We start from the raw sequence: 22,912 nt of genomic DNA on the forward strand, positions 1-22,912 counted from the left end.
CTGGGTTCATCCCGCAGGGGGCAGCCGGGGCGTGGTTATAGCGGGCGCGCACGGTTTCGAAGACCTTTGCAGCCGGCGTTTTCTCACATTGATGGCAAGGCGGTTGGCCCAAGCTGGTCTACCGGTTCTGCAATTCGACTATCCAGGTTGTGGAGACGCCACCGGCGATCACACGGAGCCCCATCGCGTGGCTGCCTGGGTGTCGAGCATCGAGACGGCGATAGCGCGACTGAAAGCCGAAACCGGCGTGACCGATGTGCTGGTGATCGGCTTCCGTCTCGGTGCTCTCCTTGCTCCATCGGCCATAGTCGGACGCGATGACGTTGCCGGTCTGGCACTGCTTGCGCCGCCAATATCGGGCAAGGCCTATGTGCGCGAGATGGCAGGCCTGGCTAGAATGATCGACGCAGCCCTGCCGCCATACGGCACTGAGGTCGACCCATTCGACGGCATCGAAACCGCCGGCTTCAGGATGAGCGCCGAGACGATCGCGGATCTGCGGACGCTTGAGTGGCGTGAACTCGCCGGTTCCTTGCGCCAGGATATTCTGCTTGTGACGACACAACCCGCCACGTCGCATTCGGCGCTCGCCGAAGGCGTGGCCGCGGCCGGTGGCAGCGTGCGGATCGAGACATTTGCCGGTTTTGCCCGGCTGATGAGCAACCCGACCGCCAACGACATCCCGCAATCCACCCTTGAGATGGTCGTGGGGTGGGCAGTCGAGCGCCGAAAGCCCGTCGGCGCGGCTTCCCACGAGCCGGTGGCCACCGCGCCAGTGTTTCTGGCGGAGGGTGGATATAACGAATGGCCACTGGTCCTCGCGCCCGCGCCGGAGATTTGCGGCGTGCTGTGCATGCCTGCCCAGGCCAAGCCCCAGGGACAGGTCGCCCTTATCCTCAATGCCGGCGCGATACCGCATATCGGTTGGGCACGTGGTGCGGTCGACATGGCGCGTTCACTCGCCCGAGATGGCATAGCCTCGCTGAGGGTCGATCTGCCGGGCCTCGGCCAGAGCGGGACGCCGGACGAGAAGCGGCTGTTTCTCTACGATGAGCGTGGCCGCGATGACATGCTGCGTATTATAAACTGGCTCGAGCAGCATGGATTTGATCAGGTCAGCGCGATCGGCACATGCGCCGGGGCCTATCAGGCGTTCCATGCCGCGCGATTCGATCGCCGTATTGCCTCGCTGACCATGGTCAATCCTTTGTGCTTCGCATGGAACAGTTCATATGCCCTGGACATGGAACTGTCGAAAGTCAGGGACAATGCGCGTGGCTCACTCAAACCAGAGGACGGCGCCGGCGAGGCGGATGTGGCTGAGCCGCATTCACACGGAACGGCCTTGAGATCACCTCGCTTGAAAGCGCTCTTGTCGAGACTTGGCGGGCGCACCCTGCGCTTCGGCCTGGAACTGTCGAAATCCACGACGTCCAATTTTTGGCGCAGGCGCGGTTCGGGAAGCCAGTCCGTGGAAACCTGGATGAAAAATCTGACCGCGCGTGGAACGCGCGTCTTGATGGTAAGCGCCGAAAACGATCGGAGCCTGGATGAAATTGCTCGTCACTTCGGGCCGGACGGCGAGCGTTTGAGGCGCATGCAAGGTGTCACTCTCGTGCGTCTGGATGCCGCCGATCATACATTGACGCCGGCCCATGCACGCTCTCGGCTTGTCGAGCACGTCACACAGTTGTTAAGCCCCGCCGCCGATGGGCGGTAGGGACCTGGGGCCTGCTCGACGGCCAATCGACAGCCGGCACTTTAATTCTTTATTTCCCAAACTGGCATACCAATTGGGATAGGCTTTTTATCTTCATGGATATCGCGGAATGTCCAACGCGCGAAACACAGCCGTCAGGCCGGGTGAAAACTCAGATTTGCCACCGTCGAGCGAGAAAAAATTGAGATTGCTGTCCTTGATCACCAATTTGCTGCCCAAGAGGAGCGGCAATATAGCGGCTTCACAGACCGGCGTGATCTACGGGGATGACGATTTTGCCGGCTCGCCTGCCAGACTACGGCTCCTTGATCCACTGGAACTGGACTACTTTCCTCATGACAACGAGATATTCCAAGACCAGGATGAGAATACCGCTGAAACCATCCACAGCATTCATGCCGAGCTCGCCGAACTGCACGCCAGCGTGGCCGAACTGATGCAATCTTCAAGCAACGGACAAGCTAAAATTGCAAGCTCAGCCTATGTCGGACGTGGATTTTCGAAGGGTGCTTCCACGGACTACGGCACGATTGAGGAACCGCATGAGGCCTCTCCTTGGGAGCATATCCGTCGCTGACCAGATGTCAGTCAGATCCCGGACTGAGACCTCGCCCTGACCGGCGCCTTCCCGATGAGGGTGGCTCCGGCATCGCGGCTGAGGAATATCCTGTAACCCGATATTAAGCATATCCGCGCATAAATTATTGGCGATATGTGCGGTGGAGACGAGACTATGGCGACCTCCATGGGCGGCATTTCACGCGATCGATCTGCCGCCAGGCGAGCGCAGGTCGATACCTCGGTGGATTTGCTCGGCCTTGCCGATACGCTAATCCGCCGGCGCTGGATCGTTCTTTCGTTCACGCTGACCTTCGTCGCCTTGGGACTGTTGGCGTTGTTCCTGATTTCGCCGCGGTATACAGCGACGTCGCGCATCCTTATCGACCCGCGTGAGCAGCGGGTCATGCAGAACGAGGTGGTGCAGCAAGGCTTCGGCTCCGACATGGCGCTGGTGGAAAGCCAGATCGAGGTGATCACCTCGGAAGCGGTGCTCAAGCGGGTTGTCCAGAGCAGCGGTCTTGCCACGGATCCGGAATTCATATCCGCCATCAAAAGCGGGCAAGATCCCTCCGTCGTTGCGCTTGAAGCGCTGGCGCAAGCGACCAAGGTCGTGCGGCCCGAAAACACTTACGTGCTTCAGATCAGCGTCACCAGCAAAGAAGCCATCAAGTCGGCTCGTCTCGCGAACGCCGTGGCTGCCGCTTATTTGGGCTATCAGGCCGAAACAACTTCCGGCACCGCACGCGACGCCAGCACGTCGATCCGTGACCGCCTCGCACAATTGCAAAGCGAGTTGAATAGCTCGGAGGAAGAGGTCGAAGCCTTCAAGCGCGACCACAATGTTTCGGAATCGGACGGACGATTGCTCGGCGATCGCGAACTGACGGACCTTTCGGCTCGCCAGTCGGCTAGTGCTGCGCGAGTCAACGAAACAAAGGCCCGGTTCGAGGTTATGCAGGCCGCGCTGAAGACGCGCGGAGATGTCAGCACGGTCATCACCGGTACCGACAGCGCCATGGTCGACCTGCGCACCCAGCTTGGCGAGGCGCAGCGAAACTTGGCCGAGCTCCAGCAGATCCTCGGACCACGTCATCCGCGCGTCACGGCTGCCGAAGGGCAGGTTATGCAAGCTCGCGCAACAATCCGTGCGGAAAGTGAGCGGCTGGTGCAAGCCGCGCAAGACGACTATCGCGCAGCTGTTGACACGCTGAACAAGGTCACCGGAGACCTTAATGCCGCCAAGACAGCTTCCTTCGATACCAACCAGGATCTGATCAAGCTGCGTGAACTTGAGCGCAAGGCGCAGTCCAGCAAGGTCGTCTACGAGGCGTTTATGGTCCGCGCCAAGGAAACCGCCGAGCAGGAAAATATTTCGCCGCCCAACGCCCGTATCATCGCTGAAGCGGCGGTTCCAAGTTCGTCCTCGTATCCACCTAAGTTGCCGCTGCTTATCGCCGCCGGACTGTTGGGCTTGTTCATAGGCGTCTTTGCCGCGATATTGCGGGATCTGGCTGCCGGCGCGCTCGCCGCGCGTCCTCAGGCTCAGCCTTTGGAGCCTGCCAAGGCGGACATCACCGGCGGGCTTGTAACAGTCGTCTCCATCCATGATCCCGCCCTTGCCCGTCAGGCCGCGTTCGAGTTGGCGCGAGACGCAATGGCGGCCGACCAGAAGGTCATTTTCATCGATCTCGCGTCTGATGCACCTTCCGACATAGCCGGACTTGCAGAACTAGCAATTGGTGAATCCCCGGTCGCGAAAGCGATCCGGATCGGCCGTAAATCGGGACTTCAGATGCTCAACGCCGGGCGCAAGGATACTGTCGCGCGCCTGTCGCCCGGAAAAGTGGAAGCGGTCCTTGGCGCGATAATTCAGGAATATGACCACATCGTTGTCAATGGAGGGACACTCGAGGCCAGCCCCGGTCCCATGGCCGATGTGATTGCCGGATATTCAAGCCGGTCGGTGCTGGCGGTGCGGGACGGTGTGTTTGGTCTACGCGAACGCCAGGCTTTAAATGCGTTGGCCGGCGATGGCGACATGGATGTTTCGGTGGTGTCGGTTGAGAAGGACGTGGCTATCGATCAGGCCGCATGAAGTTCCCCTGGCCAAGAAATTGCGACGCGGCGAGAGGCATTCATCGGCCCAACGCGGCCACTGAAAGTCAATGACAATGGGATCAATAGAGTATCGGCTGAACGTGGCCGATTTCCCTCTAAAGGTGCAAGGCGACCCTGCGTCCTGGCGGCAGCTGGTCGATCCGCTCATTCTGCTGGCCACGGTACTTTTATTCTCCCTATCAAACTATGCGCTCGACTTTCTCGGCATCCCGTATGATTCATCGAGCGGATCGATCGTCACCAAGATCCATCCGGCAACCTACACATTTGGCTTGGCGCTGGTCCTGGCGGTGCTCGCCAATCGAAACCCGGTCGGCTACGCGGTCTCCCTTCTCGTTCGTTGCGCCGGATCGACCAGCCTGCTCGCCGCTTGCCTGCTGCTCTGGTACTTCATCTCCCGTTACAAGCCCGATCAATCCGCCTCCTTCCTGATCGACGCGTTGATGGTCGCGGCCGTTATTACCATGCTGTTTTACGACTCGGGCGAGAAGCTGCGGCTTTATGCTGCCCGTTGCCTTCACATGCTGATGGTCCTCAATTGCCTGATTGCGATCACCGAAGGCTTGACATCGTGGCGACTGTTTCCCTTCCTCATTGAGGATCGGGTCCAGACCTGGGATCATCGGGCCACGGCTTTGCTTGGCCACCCGCTTGGTGGTGCGCTGGTCACTGGCGTCTACGCGGTGATCCTGATGACCGTGAAAGATGTTCGCGGGCTGAGCCCGCGCTGGCGCCTGCCCATCATACTCCTGTGCATGGCGACGATACCGCTTCTCGGCGCCCGAACCTCGTTTGCTGTTGTCTATGGCGTGGCGGCGGTGATGGGCCTGCTCTTCATTGTGAAGCTGATGCGCGGCGGCGCGATTTCAGTGCGCGCATTGCTCGCCATTCTCGTTCTTGCACCGCTTGGCGTAGTCGCTGTCGCGGCAATGTACCAATTCGGCTATTTCGACAATTTCCTCGCGCGTTTTACCAATGACAGCGGCAGTGCGGCGACTCGCATTCAGTTGTTTCGCCTGTTCGACAATTTCGGGCTGCGCGAACTGCTCATCGGATTTAATCAGGACGAACTGGAGACCAGTGTACGTATAAACGGCCTCAGCGAGGGTATCGAGAACGCGTGGGCTGGCCACCTGTTGCGCTATGGTCTCGTCTTCTCGTCGGTTCTGTGGCTGGGCATCTTGAGCTGGTTTATCGAGATGCTGCGGGTCGGCGGCCGTGGCGCGATCCTGCCGCTCTTTTTCGCATTGCTGATCAACTCCACCAGCGTCGGCATAAGCGCCAAGACGACGATGCTGACCATGCCGGCCGTGCTGATACTGGCACTTGTGGCAAGGACCAGAGCAATTCCAGGAAGAGCAATTCCAGGAAAAGTGTGAGCGGTTTCCGTCCGGAATTGCTTACGGAACCACTTATCAGGAGCCGGTCGCAGCGGCCCGGGCGGCGAGGGGAGCGCGCCAACCCCTCTGAGCGAAGCAGTTCGAGCCCGTATCCATCTCAAACGCGGCCGCACATATCCTCAACGCAAGTCTGCTGCCTCCCCAGCGGTGCCGAAGTTTACATTTGCGCGCCCGACGCTGCCGGGCCCAACAATCCTGTCGGATCGGTCTGGATCGATCTGTCCATTGAAAGTTACGGGATTCACGGCACGCCCGAACGAGGCGCGAGTCCGGCGCTCAGCGCTTGATTGTGAAGTTCTACTTCATAGCTCATCGACGTTATCGCCAATAGTCGATCGCAGCGAGCGGCGGTACCTCTCCCGTGGAAATCTGGACTCGCGCCGCAATTCGAGAGCCTGCGACGTCGTCGATGCTCCAGATGCGCGAAGATCAAGAGAGAGACACACAATGGCCGACGCGACATTTTCCCGACGCGAGGTGCTCTTGGCAGGGGGCGCGCTGACAGTCGGCGCTACTCTCGCAAAGCCACTTGAAGCCGCTGCCGCTCAACTCGCCGTAGGCGGCCCAGAGCCGACGTCGTGGGTGGATCCGACGATGCCCGACGTTACGCATCGCATGATCGAGACAAACGGCATCCGGCTGCACGTGGCCGAACAGGGTGAAGGTCCGCTTATCATCCTCTGTCACGGCTTTCCCGAATGCTGGTATTCTTGGCGGCACCAGCTTGGCGCGCTGGCGAACGCCGGGTTCCGTGCGGTAGCGCCCGACTTGCGCGGCTACGGGCGGAGCGACCGCCCGGAGGATGTGGAGAAATATACGATTCTCCATAATATCGGCGACATGGTGGGCCTCCTCGACGCCCTGGACGCCAGACAAGCCGTGATCGCCGGCCACGACATCGGTGCTGCGATAGCATGGCAAACAGCGCTTCTGCGCCCCGATCGCTTCCGGGCTGTTGTCGCGCTCAGCCCGCCGTTCCGCTCGCGAGGGTTCGGCGACTTCGGGCCGCCGACGACGCTGATGCCACACACCAAGGACGCCCTGTTTTATCAACTCTATTTCCAGACCCCCGAGGCTGAGGCGGCGCTCGAAGGCGACCTGCAACGCACCTTCCGTTCCATGTTCTACTCGCTCTCGGGCGACAGCCCGCCACAGGCAGGCGCCGGAGGATTTGCCGCCGGAATGGTGCCCCGGAACGGAGATTTCCTGACCAATCCGGTGTCGTTGCCTTCCTGGGTCAGTGAGGCCGACATCGATATCTATGTCGAGGAATTCACGCGCAGCGGATTTCGCGGCGCTCTGAACTGGTGGCGCAACATCGATCACAGTTGGGAGCTCATGGCCGCGTTCAGCCAGGCGGTGGTGACTGTTCCGGCGCTCTACATTGCGGGCGAACACGACATGATCGTGGAGCTATTTCAACCGATCATCGCCAAACAGTCGGCAATGGTTCCCAAGCTCCGGCCCGCAGTCATGCTGCCGGGCTGCGGTCATTGGACCCAGCAAGAACGTGCGCCGCAGGTGAACGCCGCCATGATCGACTTCCTTCGGACCGTTTAGTCGAGGAAGGCTGCTCGGCCACCGAACGCGACGTTCGAGGCCGCCGGCGGATTGACGAACGAGACCAGCTTGTAGGAGCTCACATGTCGTCGCAAACCGTGTTCCTAACCCAGCTCGTCCTGGGGTATGTCTCGTGGCTGCTTTCTTTGGCGCGTACATCTGGCCAAGGCTCAACGCGATGGATTACTTCGATGCGCAACGTGCTATTGCGGCCGTGCACAATTTCCGCGTCATCGGGCTTGCCTTTCTCCTTCCGGGGGTCGTCGGCTCCAACCTGCCTGACGGCTTCGCCACGTTCGCGGCCTATGGCAACTTCGCGACCGGGGCGTTATCCATGCTGGCGCTGCTCGCGATCAGGATGCGTCCGCTGTTCTGGCTGCTCGTGCTCGCCTTCAACCTTGTAGGGGTGGCGGACATTGCCCTCGACTCCTACCACGCGGTCCAGGTCAATCTTCCTGCAGCCGCGGGCGAACTCGGCGCCATGTACGCGTTCCTGATCATCTATATGCCGTTGCAGATGATCTCACATCTCACCGCATTCTATCTGCTCGCGCGTTCTCAGTTGAACACCGTTTCGTCCGGCGTCGGCGATGCGGCCGGGTCCTAGCGCTCTCCGTCTTCTGTGCTTCGTGATGGCTCGCCAACCCGCATCGCCGCGAAAGCCACTGTATAAGCTCATACCCGCGCGGGACTGACGGAGCATGGTGTCGAGATCGATGAAAGCAACCGCACTCGCAATCCTTCTGATTGTGACGACAGCCGCCGGCCTCGCGGTCGCATATCCCACGGCGGCCGCTGTAGCGTGCCCGAGCTGCCTGGGGTTCAAAAAGGCCTCGGGTCAAGTCTATGTCGAGGAGGGGATGACGCCTCAGCAGCAGGCAGCAGCGCTTGAGACAATCGCCATGGCTCGCGAACGGCTTCGCCAGTTCTACGGGGCGACAGAAAGTAATCCCGAGATCTTCGTCTGCGGTGACGACAATTGTTACCGCAAGATCGGCGGTGGCAAATCGCGCGGCATGGCTGTCCTCAATCTCGCGCTGTTCCTCTCGCCCGAAGGCGTGACCGTTACCATTGCATCACACGAGATGTCGCACATCGAACTTCATGTCCGGATCGGGCTGGTCAAGACTTTCCGTCGTGATGTGCCGCAATGGTTTGATGAGGGCGTTGCGGTCCTGGTTTCGGATGACGACCGCTACCTGAAGCCAATATCATCGCCCGATCATTGCCTGGTTGAACCGGATGGCGCGCTGCCGACGACGAGGAGCGCCTGGATTGAAAGTGCGGCATCGGCCAGCCTGTACGCGAAAGCTGCCTGCCGGGTAAGCAGGTGGATTGCAGATCACGGCGGCTCCCGCGCCGTAACACGGCTGTTAGAGAAAATCGTCGCAGGCGAATCCTTTGAGATGGCCTATTGATCGCCTTTTGCGCCCCTGCTGGAAGGTCACTGCCGGGCTCAGCAGCAGACCGCCACCACCTGCCGACAGCGTATTGAGGTCTAGGCCATAGAGCCCGCGCCGCAGAGCAATACCAGTGGAGCCAGTCCATGGGGCAGAAAAAAACGTGACGCGCCGCCTGGCCGGTTCCGGTCAGCGGTCGCGAGTGACGATCAACCTCCGGGGGGTGCAGTCCGCTTAGGACCCGAGGGCGGCACTCGCTGATGACGGGTGCCGCCTTGCGCGTCCGTCAGGCGACAGGGCTGTTACCGGGCTTTGGCCGATGGTGCCGTCTTACCCTGAGTCACCGACGGCGGGGTCCTGAGTGAGGCACCGGTCTGCGTATCAGTGGCCGGTACGGTATGCTCGTCGCCCGACAGCGGACTGCCCTGGCCCGGCACAGCGTCGGCTGTCGGCGCACTGTTGTTTATGCCGTTCATGAACGGCTGGCTCGAGGTCGTCAGGCCCCCGGCCGACGTGGCGGTGAAGAGGTGATCGGCTGCCGACGCGGGGCCGGCAAGCAGCGAAAACGCCGCAATGACGATGAGAGTTCGCATGACGGATACTCCGATAACTGCCTGTCCGATGCCGGCCTTACGGCGGCAGGGACGGCCGTCCCTTCACGATCCCAACGCCGCGCTTCTCGCTGCGTTCCCGACGGTTTCGTTTTCGACGCAAAGAAATGTCTTTCACTGGTACACACCGGCGTGCGGCTGCAGAGCGAGCTCAGGCGCTTTGTGAGCGTGGATGGAAAGGCGTCCGGATTGCACGTTGAGTTGCCCGTGAGGTTGCGCCAGTCTTCACCGAGCAAGTCCGCTCCGCACGCTGCGCGGCTGCTGAGAACCCTCTCATCACGCAAGAGGTGGCGGGGCGTGTGCAAGACCGCTCCTGACCAGAGGCCGAACCTGGCGCGCACTTGCACGGGCAGGCGATCCATCACAGAAACCATATTCCCGCTTCGAACCGAACGCTTTCGCCGCAAAATTCGCCGCGAAAGTCGGACGTATGCCGATCATGAACGACCGTGGTGCCGCTCCGAAAAAAAATTCGGGCGACCTCTTGAACAAAAAAAACGTGATTCCCAGATCGTTTCCGTCGAGGCTTCGGCTCGACATAGTTCGTCGCGGCGGCGTTGCCGCGACCCATGTTGCTTCACGGAGGATATGGCTATGAGAAGCTTTGATTATTCCCCTCTTTACCGCACCACGGTCGGCTTCGACCGACTGTTCGACATGCTCGAAAACGGCGTGCGCTCCGACTGGCCTCCCTACAATATCGAGAAGAATGGCGACAACGATTATCGTATCACGATGGCCGTCGCCGGCTTCGGTGTTGACGAAGTCGAGCTTGTGCAGAACGGCCCTGAATTGTCCGTGACCGGACAGAGGAAGCCCGATCAGCAAAATCGGGAAATCCTCCATCGCGGCCTTGCGACAGGAAACTTCAAGCAGGTGTTCAAACTTGCGGACCACGTCAAGGTCAAGGCGGCCAATATTCATAATGGCCTGCTGTCGGTGGACCTGGTCCGCGAAGTGCCCGATGAACTCAAGCCTCGGCGCATCGAGATCGGCTCCGAAGCCAGAGCGGTTCCGCTTCAGGACAGCGGCAACAAGCAGTCCATAGATTCAGAGCCGCAACGCAAGGTGGCCTGATACCGGAAACCTCAGTCTGTGGTCCGCCTCCCGGCTCGGCCGGGAGGCACAGATCGCGGAGAATGGAGATGAGATCGCAAGCTTACTGTTTTCATGAATCCAAACTGACAGATCACGTTGCGGGATTCGCTGCCGTGCGTACGCCGGAGGACGTCCTGAACGAAGAAATGACGATCGACGAAAAGAGGGCTTTGCTCGCCTTCTGGGCTTCGGACGCCAATGCGGTTCCTGACAATCCCGCCCTACGCCAGTTGGACAGCGGTGCCGTTGCGCAGGTCAGAGAGATTCTTCGTGCGCTCCGCAGCCTGGACGAGATCGGGCGCAAGCCGCCAGCCAGGGCAACGGTTGACCGCAGTCCGTCTTCAGACCGGCGTCGCAACAAAGCCAGGCGCGGTTGGATACGGTACCCCTGGCGAGATGACGATGACGATGATCCGCCGCCGGTTCCGGCGTATGCCGGCGTTCCGCCCAGACGTGGTGATGGCGGCATGTTCGCGGAGCCTGAGCATGCCGTCGCGTGAAAACCTGAATCGGCAAACCAATTCGTTCAACCGAATGGAGGACTACATGGACGACAGGACGTTCGATCGACCGGTGTTGGTCAAGGATGGCCAGTTCATTCAAGAAATAGGAAGTCTTGAGGATGCCTTCGATTTCCTGGACGAGTGGCCGCGGGAGCGGCGGGGCCCGATTTTCGAAACGGCTTTCCGGGCTTGCCAGCGTGCTTACGATGGCCAGATACCACTGTCGGTCGCGCGCGATGCCGTCGCTGGCTTCGCGAAATCCGTCAAGATCCTGCAGGAGCCGCTCGCTCCGCTGCCCTGGATGAGTGGTACCAAATCAGGCCGCGGTGGGATAGCCGCCTAGCTGCGACACGGCAGCGACACTGCCCAGAGGTGTCGCTGCCGCAGCTCAGTACGGGTAGCCGACCAGTCAAGCCCACTACGCCGCCGTGTGTGGTGCCCGCGCATACTCTTTGGAAATGTTGGCTCCCCGGGCCAGAGCCACAATGAAAATAATACGCAAAATTATCAACTAGTTACCTTGTTTCTGTATCGCGTTTTGTATAGCAAAATGATTAGCAGAAATCGTCGCTTACGGAACGGATTTTGAATCCGGTTGCAAAACTTATGAGCCTCTTCGAACCTACTGGCCTGCCGGAATGGAAGTGGCCACGTATGCCTGACTACAACGGCTTCACTCACGAGGAGCGAGTTCGCGGCTGGCAACTCATCCGCCACTTCATCGACAATGGCTGGTTGGCAAACCCCGAGCGATGTTCAGTCTCGGGTTCTACGGAAGCCCTCCAAATGCACTGCGAGGACTATTACACCCCATGGTCGCCGTATCCGATCAGCCGGTCAATTCACATGGCCTTGCATCGCCGGTTCCGGCAACCCGATCCTTGGAACCGGATCGTAGAAAGGTATGCCGTGACCGGTGCGGAGTGGTTTTGCGCCCTCGCCACGCAGCCAATTGACTTGGCAGCAACGCTACGTGCCCGGTACGGGGCTCATATCGCGGACGTTTTCCGGAAAGCCCCTTTCCCTCCGAACAACATTGCCGCTGTCCAGGGGGGCTAGCACGGCTCGCCACGACCCTGCCGCTGAGCTTGGGATCGGTAGACAAATACTTTGTGCCTGCTGAAAGTTACAACGGTTGTGGATTCCCTTCGTGCACGTTGTCTGTTCGCTGGCGACGTCAATCCGGGATGCCTTGGAGGTCGCGCACCAGAGCAACCACATCCAAGTCGATGATCTTGGCGATGTCCATGAGTTCAACAAGATCGACTCGGCGCTCGCCGCTTTCGATGTTCGCAACGAACGGCTGATGCCTACCGAGACCTTTAGCGACCTCGGCCTGCGATAGCCCTTTTGCCCGCCGCTGAGTTGCCAGCGCCGCCGCAATCATTCTGTGGCGTTCGGAGTGAACCGACTTCGGCATTGAATAGTTGACCAGTGATCAACCCGCCGGTAATCCGATATCTGGATTATCCAAAAATTAGATATTGCTAGGCGGCAGGATCACTCGGTCGCGCAACAGGGGGAATGAAATGAGCCGCATACTCGTCAACATGCTGTCGACCATCAACATCTTCATTGCGATTGTCATCATCGCAGTCTTTGCGGTCATAGGGAACGCGTCCCTATTAAAGGCCGGCGCGCTCTTGGGGGCTGTCGTCGGGTTCGCGGTGGCCGCGATCCTGTGCGGTGGTCTCGCCGCCCTCTGCTTGATCGAGAAGCATCTGCGGGTGCTGGCCGACGATCTTCGTCAGCAACGCAAGAAAGGCTCCGCCCCTACCAGGGCAGAGCCATCAATTAGATAGTTCGACGATTTGATGAAGGCATCGGCGCAAACCCACGGTCGTCGCATTCACTTTTCTTGATCGAAAACGGTGATACCAGCGATGTCATGACCTGGAAGATCCGTGCCACCGTCATCTATAGAGGGCTGCCCAAGCCAATAGATAGTATCGATAAAAGATCGTTCCTCGGGCGGCGCATCACGTGTTGATCTGCCGAGTTCGATCAACCGATTCACGTAGTCGGGTAATTCACGCTGCTCGGAAGCAACCTCGATAGCAGCTCGACGCACTACGCCGTTCGGGCCAACGAATGTCCTAGATGCGAGGTGGCCGATATTCATCTGAACAGATGTCGGAAGGTCAGTTTTTGGACCAGCGCAGACGAGCGAATGCCAGGGAACCATGTTGTGACGCAGGACCTTAATGGCGTCGGAGCCAGCCAGCTCAACATCCTGGGGCAATGCTATCGTACAACCCCAAAAACTCGGGCCACGATAGGAGTGCACGCAGCTATTAGGACGACCGCGAAGGCCAGGCGAGTAGTCGAAGTTGTAGAAGCAGTAGAGCGGATCGAGTTTATCAGCCTTCGCTTTAGCGACCAGCTTATGTAGCTGGCCGTATTTACCGCCACTAGATTTCACCGACTCAAACAGGCTTTCGTAACGGCCGCTCGGAAAGAGACGCTTGGCTTGCACTCGGTAACCGACGCCGCGCCCGTTCCGTGTGAACCACCATTCCCAGTCGGCTCCATGAACGTATTCCTGCGGTTTAGTCGCGGGAATGATCGCTATGTTGCTTGTCCAGTGGCCCGCCGCGATGTTGTAGAGGCATGTCTCGGTTATCGTCTCCTCGCCGAGAAACAGACCCATGTTGCGAGCGGCCGTCATCTGTCGCCAGACGCGGCCTGCCTCTTTTCGAAAACTGTCACAGAGTTGAACTTTTGACGCCATTGATCCCTCATTTACTGGCTGGCATCTTCTCCACGGTCTATTTCTAGACGCACAGATAGCGATTCGAAAGGCGAGGGGGACCCGATGACCGGGGAGAATGTTTCAAGCGTAACGGTTTATAAGCATGGACCGGACGCCGTTCTGCGACCGGATGCTGGCGTTGAAGCCCAGTTCTCGAACAGGAAAGCGCCGAAAGCTTACCGCTACGATTCCAGCCTTGCGCCCGAACTGTCTTGGGACGAGAGTGCCGACCGCTCTTTTGCCGAATGGTTGATAGCCCTAGTCGCGGACTCGGCGGAAAATGGCGAAGCCAAGGTTTTCGCATCTCCACATGTATGGGCAGGCAACGGCGAGAGCTTCGCGTCGCTATCGCAATGCGTCGCCCGGCTCAGGAGCCTTACCAAGCCCTTCCTTAACTGGACCGGCAAGGCCGAGCGCCAGCAGGTCACGGTGCCGACTTTGCCGCTGTTCGTTCACGAACGCCATTCCACCCAGGCCATCCTCGAAACCCTGAAATCCCATAAGGCCCTCGGCACCAATCTCGACCTGTTCGGCGACACCGATCTCGATGTCGCCGACAAGCTCGACGCCTACGAGCATAAAGGGCCGTGGACCAACCGCCTGATCCTTGGCGACTCGTTGCAGGTCATGAACTCCTTGCTCGAATACGAAGGCATGGGCGGTCAGGTGCAGATGATCTATTTCGATCCGCCCTATGGCGTGAAATTCGGATCGAATTTTCAGCCATTCGTGCGCAAGAATCGCGTCCCGCACGGATCGGACGACGAGATGATCCGCGAGCCAGAAATGGTGAAGGCGTATCGCGACACGTGGGAACTAGGACTGCACTCCTATCTCACTTATTTGCGCGACCGCGTTACGCTTGCGCGGCAGCTTCTGACTGAGTCCGGTTCAATCTTCGTCCAGATTTCCGATGACAATGTCCATCATGTCCGCGAGGTCCTGGACGAGGTTTTCCCGGATGGTTTCGTTTCGCAAATCAGCTTCCAAACCACCTCCGGGTTTGACTCGACAACATTGCCGACGGTTGGGGATTTCTTGCTTTGGTATGCGAAGAACCCTGATCAGGTTCACTACAACAAGGTATTCCAGCCGCAGCCAGTCGAGCCTGGCAAGGGGAACGCGCGATGGGTCCTTCTGCCCGATGGCACCTATCGGGGCGTCAAAGTTTCGGAGGCGAGAGGCGAGGAACCGATCCCGGAGGGAGCCAGGCTTTACAAGCCCGACAATATCCAATCCCAAGGGGCGTCATCGCAGCCTCAGCCTTTTGAGTACAAAGGAAAGACATACACGCCGGGAGCAAACTCGCACTGGAAGGCCAACTACCCGGTAGGTATGGAGCGGCTCGCCGAAGCCGGGCGCATCCACGTTGCCGCGAATAGCATTCAGTACATTCGCTACGCTGACGATTTCCCATTCCAGCAAGTCGGGAACATGTGGACCGACACGGCAACCGGGAATTTCACAGATGAAAAGGTTTACGTGGTCCAAACCGGCGTGAAGGTCGTGGAGCGGTGCATCCAAATGACCACCGACCCAGGCGACTTAGTGATGGACATCACATGCGGCTCGGGAACGACTGCCTACGTGTCAGAGATGTGGGGAAGGCGCTGGGTCACCGTGGACACGTCCCGCGTCCCCGTTGCGCTGGCCCGGCAGCGGCTGCTGACCAGCACCTTCCCATGGTATCGCTTGAAGGAACCAGCCAAAGGTCCGGCGGGCGGGTTCGTCTACGAGCGCAAGCGGAATAAGAAGGGCGAGGACGTTGGCGGCCTTGTGCCGCGCACCACCCTAAAATCCATCGCCAACGGCGAAGACCCCAAGGTGGAGGTTCTTGTCGACCGCGCAGAGGTCAACGACAAGGTAACGCGCGTTTGCGGCCCCTTCGCCGTCGAGGCTACCATTCAGTCCGCCCTGAGTTTTGACGAAAATTCAGGCCAGCAAGCACCGCAGGCGATTGCCGAGAACCCGCGCAGCTATCTCGACCGCATGATTGAGGTCTTGCGTCAGAGCAAGACCTTGCAACTGCCCGGAAACGTCACGCTACAACTGGAAGGCATCAGCCCGCTTGCGGACCGCGAATACCTTCACGCCGAGGGCGTTGCGAAGAACGGCAGCGACAAGCGCATCGCCTTCGTCTTCGGCCCCGAGGATGGGGCCATCGGGTCGCAATATGCCTACGACGCCCATACCGAGGCACTGCAACAGGGCTTCCAGCAGCTTTTCCTGTTCGGTTTCGCGATTGATCCGAAAGCGCGCGAAATGCTCAGCAGGCTGAAGGTGCCGACAACCTATGTCTCGGTCACTCCCGACGTAGTCATGTCGGACCTGCTCAAGACGGCAAAATCCAGCGAAATCTTTTCGATCACCGGCCTGCCCGACGTGTCGCTTGAGCCGGCGGGGAAGGAAAAGGATGGAACGCCACTCCACCGCGTCGTCATCAAGGGCCTCGACATATTCCGGCCCGACACGATGGAGACGGACGAGATCAAAGCCGAGAACTTGCCGTGCTGGATGCTCGACAGCAACTATAACGGCATGGTGTTCATGGCGACGCAGGTGTTCTTCCCGAAGACTGGCGCATGGGAGAATGTGCAGAAGTCGCTGAAAGGCCAATTCAGCGACAGCGTTTGGGAACACCTTGCCGGCACCGTCAGCCAGCCCTTTATCCTGGGCGACAAGAAGCGCATCGCCGTGAAGGCCATCGACGAGCGCGGCAATGAGTTGATGGTCGTCAAGAACGCGGAAGGGGGCAAGTGATGCCCGCTGCCGCTCAGCCGCAGGAGCCGTCCCTCACCGTCGCTGAGGTTGACTCGCCGATCATCAATTCGCCGTTCCGCGAGCCCCGATATCATTGGGTAATCGCGCGGGGAAAGCCGCCGGTCAAAGCAGAGGGCCGGCGACGCGCGAGCTATTTCTACCGCGTCCCTGAACATGCTGGGCGCGGCCGGAAGAAGGTGAAGCAGGCCGAACTGTTCGATGACGCCAAAGGCGAGGAAGTCGAACTCGAAATCGTGAACCTTATCCGCGAACGAGTAAGGGAATGGCGCGACGGCACGAGGTCCGGCGGCATCGCCTATGACGGCGCGTCCCCGGTTACGAAGGATCTTCTGGAACTCTGGCGCAGCAGCGACCGCATGCAGCGTCTTTTCTTTGCCCAGGTCGAAGCGGCCGAGACGATAATCTTTCTCGCCGAGGCGTCGGAGATTTACCGCAAGGGCCTCCCTGAAATCCCAAAGGACGAACCCGGCCTTGAATCCAAGGCGGCGGGGGTCCGTGCCTTCGTCCGTCACGCCTGCAAGATGGCGACCGGCTCCGGCAAGACCACCGTCATGGGCATGCTGGCCGGCTGGTCCATTCTCAATGCCGTGGCGTCGCCGCGCGATGACCGCTTCTCCGATACGCTCCTGATCGTCTGCCCGAACGTTACTATCCGGGAACGCTTGCAGGAACTGGACCCGTCGTTGGGAGATCTGTCGCTTTACAGAACCCGGCAGCTGGTCCCGGTTCACCGGATGGAGGATTTGCGGCGCGGCGAGGTGATGATCGCGAATTGGCACCGCCTCGCCAAGAAAGAGACGAATACTGTCAACGGCGACTCTGCCAAGGTCGTGAAGACCGGCGAGCCTGTCGAGATCATCAAGAACGCGGGCAAGGAGAACGAATCCGTCGAGACGAAGTATTTCGAGTCGGACACCGCCTGGTTCAAGCGCATCCGCCGCGAACTCGGCAGTGGCAAGGGCCGCAGCCCGCATTGGCTGATCTTCAACGACGAGGCGCATCACGCCTATCGGCGGGGCGACGCCGCGACCGAGGAACAATCCCTCGACGAAGACAAGGACCTCGCCAGCAAAAACGAACGCGAGGCGACGATCTGGATCGAAGGGCTTGACCGGATCAACAAGCTAGCCGGCGGCAGCAGGCGGCGCGGTATCCATCTTTGCGTCGATCTTTCCGCAACGCCGTTCTACATCCAGGGCTCAGGAAACGAAGTCGGCAAGCCGTTCCCCTGGATCGTCTCCGACTTTGGCCTTCTCGATGCCATCGAATCCGGCCTTGTAAAGATTCCGCAGCTGCCCGCCCGCGACGTGACTGGCGCGGAGGAAGCAGCCTATTTCAACATCTGGCGGTGGGTGCAGGCCAAGGCCAAGGAGGACGGGTACGGCGACACCATGACGCCGCAGATCGTCATGAACTACGCCAGCGCCCCCATCAACCTACTTGCCGCCGAATGGCATGGCCGGTTCCTTGAATGGGAGCAATTCTCCAAGCAGCAGCAGAAGCACCCGGTCCCGCCGGTCTTCATCGTCGTCTGCCGCGATACGGCCGTCGCGCGCGAGGCCCATTCCTGGCTCGCCAACGGCAATGACGGATACGGCGTATCGCCCCCATGGTTCCGCAATGCGCCCGGCCAGGAAGTTACGGTTCGCATCGACTCCAAAGTCATCGAGGATATCGAGGCCGGTGGCACGAAGGATGAGACGCGCCGCCTGCGCTTCATCCTGGACACCATTGGTAAGGCCGAATGGCCCGGCGGCAAGGTGCCGGAGGAATGGTCCGAGCTTGTACGCAAGCACAACGACAAGGCCGCGAGCGACGACAGTGAAGGCTCCCTCAAATGGATCGACGAGCGCATCCCGCCGGGACGGGATGTGCGCTGCATCGTTTCGGTCGCCATGCTGGCCGAAGGGTGGGACGCCAACACCGTGACCCACATCGTCGGCCTGCGTCCGTTCGGCTCGCAGTTGCTTTGCGAGCAGGTCGTCGGTCGGGCGCTCCGCCGCAAGAGCTACGCCCTCGATGAGGACACGCAGATGTTCGCCGAGGAAACCGCCAAGGTCTTCGGCGTGCCGTTCGAGCTGATTCCATTCAAGGTCGCGCCGGCAGGCCCGCAGCCGCCGCTGCCGGACCCGAACCATATCTATTCGGTGCCGGAGAAGGCGGAATACGAGATTACGTTCCCTATCGTCACCGGCTATCACCAGTCAGGAAGTTTCGATGTCTCGGTCGATTGGAGCCAAGTCTCGAAAGTCACCATCGATCCAGCGCGCATCCCGCAAGTCGTCGAGTTGACTCCGCTCACGACCCCGGACGGGACACTTGCCGCCTACGGTCCCGGCGAGAAACCGGTACTCTCGCTGAAAGATTGGCGCGCCCTGTTTCGCGATCAACAGGTCGCCTTCCGCCTCGCCCGGGAAATCTGCAAAAGTTGGCTCGACGACAACGGCGCTGCGGCCGTGCCCGTCCAGGCGCTTTTCCCGCGCGTTGCCTTTGCCGCGAAGCGGTTCCTTGCCGAGAAGCTGGAAACGAAAGGGGATAGCAAGGCTTGCGACGTGTTGCTGGTTGGTCAGTATATGCAGGCATCTATCGACGCGCTGCTCGCAGCCATTATGAAGGGCGCTTCAACGTCCGAGGCGGAAGTGGCGGTCATTCCGCAAGGAGCCGCCGGGCGCGGCAGCACGCTATATGTCGATTTCCACACGACGAAGCCAATCCAACCCGCCAACCGCTGCCATCTCAACGCGATGGTCGCCGACACGCAGAAGTGGGAGCAGATAGCGGCGCTTCTTCTCGACGCGCATCCCGGGGTGAAAAAGTGGGTAAAGAACGAGCGGCTCGGCTTCTCTATTCCGTACCGCCGGAATGGGTTGCCGGCGCGCTATATTCCAGACTTCATCGTCGTGACTGACGCCCAGAATTACGTGATCGTTGAGATCAAAGGTCAGGTGACGGACAACGCGGACGCCAAGGCGAAAGCTGCGGAGCGGTGGTGCAAAGCCGTAACGAAATTTGGTCAGCATGGGAACTGGCGTTACCTGCTCGTAACCGAGCCGGGCCGCGTTGGCGAGATGCTCAATCGTCATACCGAAGCCCAATTGGATCAGGGAGTCTTTCAGTTGAGCAGCGGTTGACACTTGCAAGAAAAAAGAAGCTTTGAGCGTTGATAAAAGCAAGGCGTCCGGCCTCGCAGGTTTGCAACGGGGTGCAAAATCGCCAACGGAGGCATCGAAGCTACGAGGTGCACCAAGGCCGAGGGGTCGGCGGGCAGCTCGTTTCGCCGCAGATGAACGGGACAGCCAACCCTTCAGAGATCAGCACGTCGCCAACGTCCATCCCATTGGCAAAAAGTGAGCCGCAGCTGCGTCCATAGTTGCAGCGGTCTGTGCCTTCGGTGCCTGATGGGCATGAACATGGGATCATTCGCAATTCGAGCTTTGCGGAAGCGACTAGCTCCGTGAGGCGCGCCTTCGCTCGACGCCCAAGATCCGCTTCAACTGCGCACCTTGGCTCGATGCTCTCGGGGGCATTGAAACCGACCAACCGCGTTCCTTTGGCATGGCCGTCAAGTCGGATCGTGTCTCCATCCGTTATGCTGAACTGTGATCTGGAAAGCGGCACTCTCTCCTCTCCAGCAGACCTTGCGAAGGAAGGCACGCTTGGCCAAGTAAGGTGCGCGCCCTTCACGACATACGAGTAGAGCAGCGACCCCAAGACCAATGCCAGCGCGATCCCAAAGGTTCTGGTAAACCTTGCCGCCAAATACCGGGCCTCGCGACCGACGGAGCCTCGCCAGCGGCGCGGTCGCGTTAGGGGTCTGTTCGGGCGAGATTGCGACGGCGCGTAGGTGCTTGGCGGTACGGAGCCTATGGTCTCGTGAAGCTTCGCCCACTGCTTCGCGCTAAGCCGTGTGCGCGGGCCGTACTTCACCAGTCGATCACGCATGTCAAGGAGGAATTGGCGCTGCCATTGGCTGAGATAGCCGCGAACAAGAGCAGCCTCGATACGGGACTTCAGATCGTCCTCTGGCTCCATTTCGATTGCCCCACTCCGGGCTCACAATAATGGGCAGGAAGGCAAGTGTGAATAGGTTCGGAGAGAGCTACTGGTTCATCTAGTATCTCGCTCAATCCTAGATTAGTAATTGGCCACGTTTGAAGCGGGTGGGGGGACAATGGACTGGCTTTATGACGCCCGAACGGATTGCTACTCAGTCCAAACGACGTTGTCGGTCGGCGAGTATCTCGACTTAGTAAAAGACGCCTATTCACAGAAGGGAGCGCTGAGTGGTCAGCGAGACGCCTTAAAGACGACGACGGCAAAGCGCATCCGCGAGCGGATGGTTGCCGACATTCGCCGAGGGGCGGTGCTCCCTCCTGTTGTGATAGGTGTCGTTGTCTCCGACGAAGTCTTTAAAACGTTTCCTCTGGGAGATGCGGCAACAGCGGCTGACATCGCTCCGAAAGGCGACGTTGCCCAGATTTCCATCATAGACGGCATGCAAAGAACGACCGCATTGATCGAGGCTGTAGATGCCGACGACAGCGTCAAAGGTCGGAGTGTGCGAGTTGAATTTTGGCTGACCCGTTCCGTCAGCACCATGATCTATCGGATGCTCGTGCTTAATACCGGCCAAGTGCCCTGGACGCTGGCACGGCAGCTAGCCGTTGTCTATGCCCCCCTCTTTCAGGAAGTGCTAGCTAAGGTTCCTGACATCGGTCGTATCCATACCCCCGACAAGCCGGGTCGACGTGTGTCAGCTGGCGAGTTTAGCGCAGACGCTCTGGTTGAACTTTACATTGCATTCAATCTCCGCAAAACGACGATCGACGCCAAGGAGTCGCTGTCTGACGAGTTCTCGCGGCTTGATTTCATTGAGAATGTATCGGACGAGAAGTTCCAGGGTCATTTCTATAACGCATTGAATGTTCTGACCGCGCTCGATCATGCTTTTTCTAGGTATGATAGCGGTGCTCCTGTTCGGTTTGGCAAGGGCCGAAACATTTTCGACGGACAACCTTCGAGAATTGGGTTTATTTCTGCGCTGGCGCAACATGTTTTGGGCCGCCCGGGTATGGATCGGCCAAGCGACGAGCGAGATGCTCGGATGTCAGCGGTCGAATCTAACGCCAAGCTGTTTGTGCTTCGTCTTGCTGACATGGATGACGAGGCACTGGGCGACTTTCTGCGGTTGGAAGTACTCGCGGAGACGCTCGATAAGCGTGTAGGCCAAGTGGGACGCTACGAGCGTGCGGTTTTCTTCGACGCGTTTCAGGTTCTCATAGACGAGGAATTCAAACTAAGTTCCATGGAGCCGTGCTGGCGGGCTAACTAATGACTCGTCACATGAAATCGGCGAACGAGGCCATATTCGTCAGCCTCGACGATTTTTGCCGGTTGCGCGGCTTGGCCCTAGCGAACGCCGGCCAGGCACGGTGGATCGCGACAGAGCGGTCGGACCGGGACTTTCTGATTTCCGCCAAAATCGAAGAGATTCTCAGCTTCTCGCCGAGACGAAAAATCGCCAGTGTCTCCAAAGGTGTAGAAACATACATATTTTGCGTGGGTTTCGACTTTGACGAGGAGATCTTCGGTCTTCAGGAACAGGATGTGCTCGGTGGCCACCTTACTGTCGCACTCGCGGAACTCTCTCCACTACCCCTACGAAGCCCAGATGAAATTCGGCAAATCGTCGAATACGCCGACAAACGAAACTCTGGATATGGCGGCCATGATCCCGAACTGGTGGGAGCACTTTTCCCGCTGGTGAGGCTTTTGCGTTTTTCGAGGCCCGTCCCGACATGGAGTACGTTCTTCAGCATTGCGCTATCCGAGACGCAGTTGGCGGGCACTTGGATAGAGAAAGGTTTGGTCGATGACTTAAAGATGGTCGTCGACCTTGATGATGACAGAATCCCCTACAAGGTCCTTTGCCGGTCGATTTTTGATGTAGACCCATCAAGCTTCTTTCTAGCATTGTACAGGTGCATAGAGGCGTTATTCGCGTACAGCAGCGCAAGCGATTTATCAAAGAAGCTAAATCTGACACAAAATTGGGGAGCGATAGCATCAGCATTGGAGGATACGTTGGGGTGGCATCCCCGTGAAGACGGAAGCCTAGAGCGTCTCCTTCGTCTCGCTCTCAAAGTCGATCTCGACAGGATTACGACTTTGATTGGACGTGTCAAAATCGGTGAAAGCGAGTCACCTCTTTGTGCAGCTAGGAGCATATACTGGTTGCGTAACTCAATTGTTCACTTTCGGCCGCTCCAACACGAAGTAGCGCTCTCTCGTTTCGATTGGAACGGAATCTGCTCAACCATGGCCGCGATTGTGTTGGATATCTATGCGGCACTGAAATAGCGCTGAAGCTACGGCTGTAGGCCGCCTGCAACCAAACTTCTTTTAAGT

Annotated in this window: 17 protein-coding genes and 2 pseudogenes; 16 read left to right on the plus strand and 3 right to left on the minus strand. The window is 59.1% G+C overall.

Annotated features, from left to right (window positions below):
* Positions 1 to 31: 31 nt before the first annotated feature.
* The 8 genes and pseudogenes from FJ492_RS00355 (at position 32) to FJ492_RS00390 (ending at position 8,777) form a co-directional block, all read left to right on the plus strand.
* Positions 32 to 1,720 carry an alpha/beta fold hydrolase gene (locus FJ492_RS00355; RefSeq protein WP_281408065.1) on the plus strand — a complete coding sequence of 563 codons (1,689 nt, stop codon included), beginning with the start codon at positions 32 to 34 and terminating at the stop codon, positions 1,718 to 1,720.
* A gap of 109 nt (positions 1,721 to 1,829) precedes the next feature.
* Positions 1,830 to 2,297, plus strand: coding sequence for a hypothetical protein (locus FJ492_RS00360; protein ID WP_140767990.1), 468 nt, complete (start codon positions 1,830 to 1,832; stop codon positions 2,295 to 2,297).
* A 156-nt stretch (positions 2,298 to 2,453) separates the two neighbouring features.
* Entirely contained in the window at positions 2,454 to 4,376 is a 1,923-nt protein-coding gene (locus tag FJ492_RS00365; RefSeq protein ID WP_181166550.1) for a GumC family protein, read from the plus strand.
* Between the two features lie 70 nt (positions 4,377 to 4,446).
* On the plus strand, positions 4,447 to 5,778 hold the full coding sequence (locus FJ492_RS00370) for a VpsF family polysaccharide biosynthesis protein (protein ID WP_140767994.1): 1,332 nt from the start codon (positions 4,447 to 4,449) through the stop codon (positions 5,776 to 5,778).
* 200 nt (positions 5,779 to 5,978) lie between these two features.
* Positions 5,979 to 6,056: pseudogene (locus FJ492_RS29025) on the plus strand (L,D-transpeptidase); the annotation flags it as partial.
* Between the two features lie 190 nt (positions 6,057 to 6,246).
* Complete coding sequence (locus FJ492_RS00380) at positions 6,247 to 7,359, plus strand: alpha/beta hydrolase (protein WP_246675842.1); 1,113 nt, start codon at positions 6,247 to 6,249, stop codon at positions 7,357 to 7,359.
* An 83-nt stretch (positions 7,360 to 7,442) separates the two neighbouring features.
* A pseudogene (locus FJ492_RS00385) lies at positions 7,443 to 7,966 on the plus strand (hypothetical protein).
* A 109-nt stretch (positions 7,967 to 8,075) separates the two neighbouring features.
* Positions 8,076 to 8,777: a hypothetical protein gene (locus tag FJ492_RS00390; protein ID WP_140767996.1), complete on the plus strand. Its 702-nt coding sequence runs from the start codon at positions 8,076 to 8,078 to the stop codon at positions 8,775 to 8,777.
* A 284-nt stretch (positions 8,778 to 9,061) separates the two neighbouring features.
* On the opposite strand, the gene FJ492_RS00395 is transcribed toward FJ492_RS00390, so the two are convergent.
* A complete protein-coding gene (locus FJ492_RS00395) occupies positions 9,062 to 9,352 on the minus strand; it encodes a hypothetical protein (RefSeq protein ID WP_140502754.1) in 291 nt (96 codons plus the stop codon).
* 612 nt (positions 9,353 to 9,964) lie between these two features.
* Here FJ492_RS00395 and FJ492_RS00400 point away from each other — a divergent pair.
* The 3 genes from FJ492_RS00400 to FJ492_RS00410 all read left to right on the plus strand — a co-directional run bounded on the left by FJ492_RS00400 (position 9,965) and on the right by FJ492_RS00410 (position 11,314).
* A complete protein-coding gene (locus tag FJ492_RS00400; protein ID WP_140711422.1) occupies positions 9,965 to 10,447 on the plus strand; it encodes an Hsp20 family protein in 483 nt (160 codons plus the stop codon).
* A gap of 68 nt (positions 10,448 to 10,515) precedes the next feature.
* Positions 10,516 to 10,968 (plus strand): hypothetical protein, encoded by a 453-nt coding sequence (locus FJ492_RS00405; protein ID WP_140768304.1) that lies wholly within the window; start codon positions 10,516 to 10,518, stop codon positions 10,966 to 10,968.
* A 46-nt stretch (positions 10,969 to 11,014) separates the two neighbouring features.
* Positions 11,015 to 11,314, plus strand: coding sequence for a DUF982 domain-containing protein (locus tag FJ492_RS00410; protein WP_140768306.1), 300 nt, complete (start codon positions 11,015 to 11,017; stop codon positions 11,312 to 11,314).
* Between the two features lie 834 nt (positions 11,315 to 12,148).
* Here FJ492_RS00410 and FJ492_RS00415 read toward each other — a convergent pair.
* Entirely contained in the window at positions 12,149 to 12,391 is a 243-nt protein-coding gene (locus tag FJ492_RS00415; protein WP_140767998.1) for a helix-turn-helix transcriptional regulator, read from the minus strand.
* 109 nt (positions 12,392 to 12,500) lie between these two features.
* On the opposite strand from FJ492_RS00415, the gene FJ492_RS00420 reads away from it, so the two are divergent.
* The gene (locus FJ492_RS00420) at positions 12,501 to 12,773 is read left to right on the plus strand and encodes a hypothetical protein (RefSeq protein ID WP_140768000.1); all 273 of its coding nucleotides are present in this window, start codon (positions 12,501 to 12,503) and stop codon (positions 12,771 to 12,773) included.
* A gap of 47 nt (positions 12,774 to 12,820) precedes the next feature.
* Here FJ492_RS00420 and FJ492_RS00425 read toward each other — a convergent pair whose 3' ends face one another.
* Entirely contained in the window at positions 12,821 to 13,702 is an 882-nt protein-coding gene (locus FJ492_RS00425; RefSeq protein WP_140768002.1) for a DUF6615 family protein, read from the minus strand.
* Positions 13,703 to 13,786: 84 nt separating this feature from the next.
* On the opposite strand from FJ492_RS00425, the gene FJ492_RS00430 reads away from it, so the two are divergent.
* The 4 genes from FJ492_RS00430 (at position 13,787) to FJ492_RS00450 (ending at position 22,864) form a co-directional block, all read left to right on the plus strand.
* A complete protein-coding gene (locus FJ492_RS00430; RefSeq protein WP_140768004.1) occupies positions 13,787 to 16,483 on the plus strand; it encodes a DNA methyltransferase in 2,697 nt (898 codons plus the stop codon).
* Positions 16,483 to 19,635, plus strand: a complete 3,153-nt coding sequence (locus FJ492_RS00435) for a DEAD/DEAH box helicase family protein (RefSeq protein WP_140768006.1) — start codon at positions 16,483 to 16,485, stop codon at positions 19,633 to 19,635. The genes FJ492_RS00430 and FJ492_RS00435 overlap by 1 nt, the downstream gene beginning before the upstream one ends.
* Before the next feature lie 1,040 nt (positions 19,636 to 20,675).
* Positions 20,676 to 21,836, plus strand: a complete 1,161-nt coding sequence (locus tag FJ492_RS28955; RefSeq protein ID WP_210241523.1) for a hypothetical protein — start codon at positions 20,676 to 20,678, stop codon at positions 21,834 to 21,836.
* Between the two features lie 11 nt (positions 21,837 to 21,847).
* Positions 21,848 to 22,864 (plus strand): hypothetical protein, encoded by a 1,017-nt coding sequence (locus FJ492_RS00450; protein ID WP_140768011.1) that lies wholly within the window; start codon positions 21,848 to 21,850, stop codon positions 22,862 to 22,864.
* Positions 22,865 to 22,912 lie beyond the last annotated feature (48 nt).

Source organism: Mesorhizobium sp. B2-5-4, from assembly GCF_006441095.1.
GTDB classification, from domain to species: domain Bacteria; phylum Pseudomonadota; class Alphaproteobacteria; order Rhizobiales; family Rhizobiaceae; genus Mesorhizobium; species Mesorhizobium salmacidum.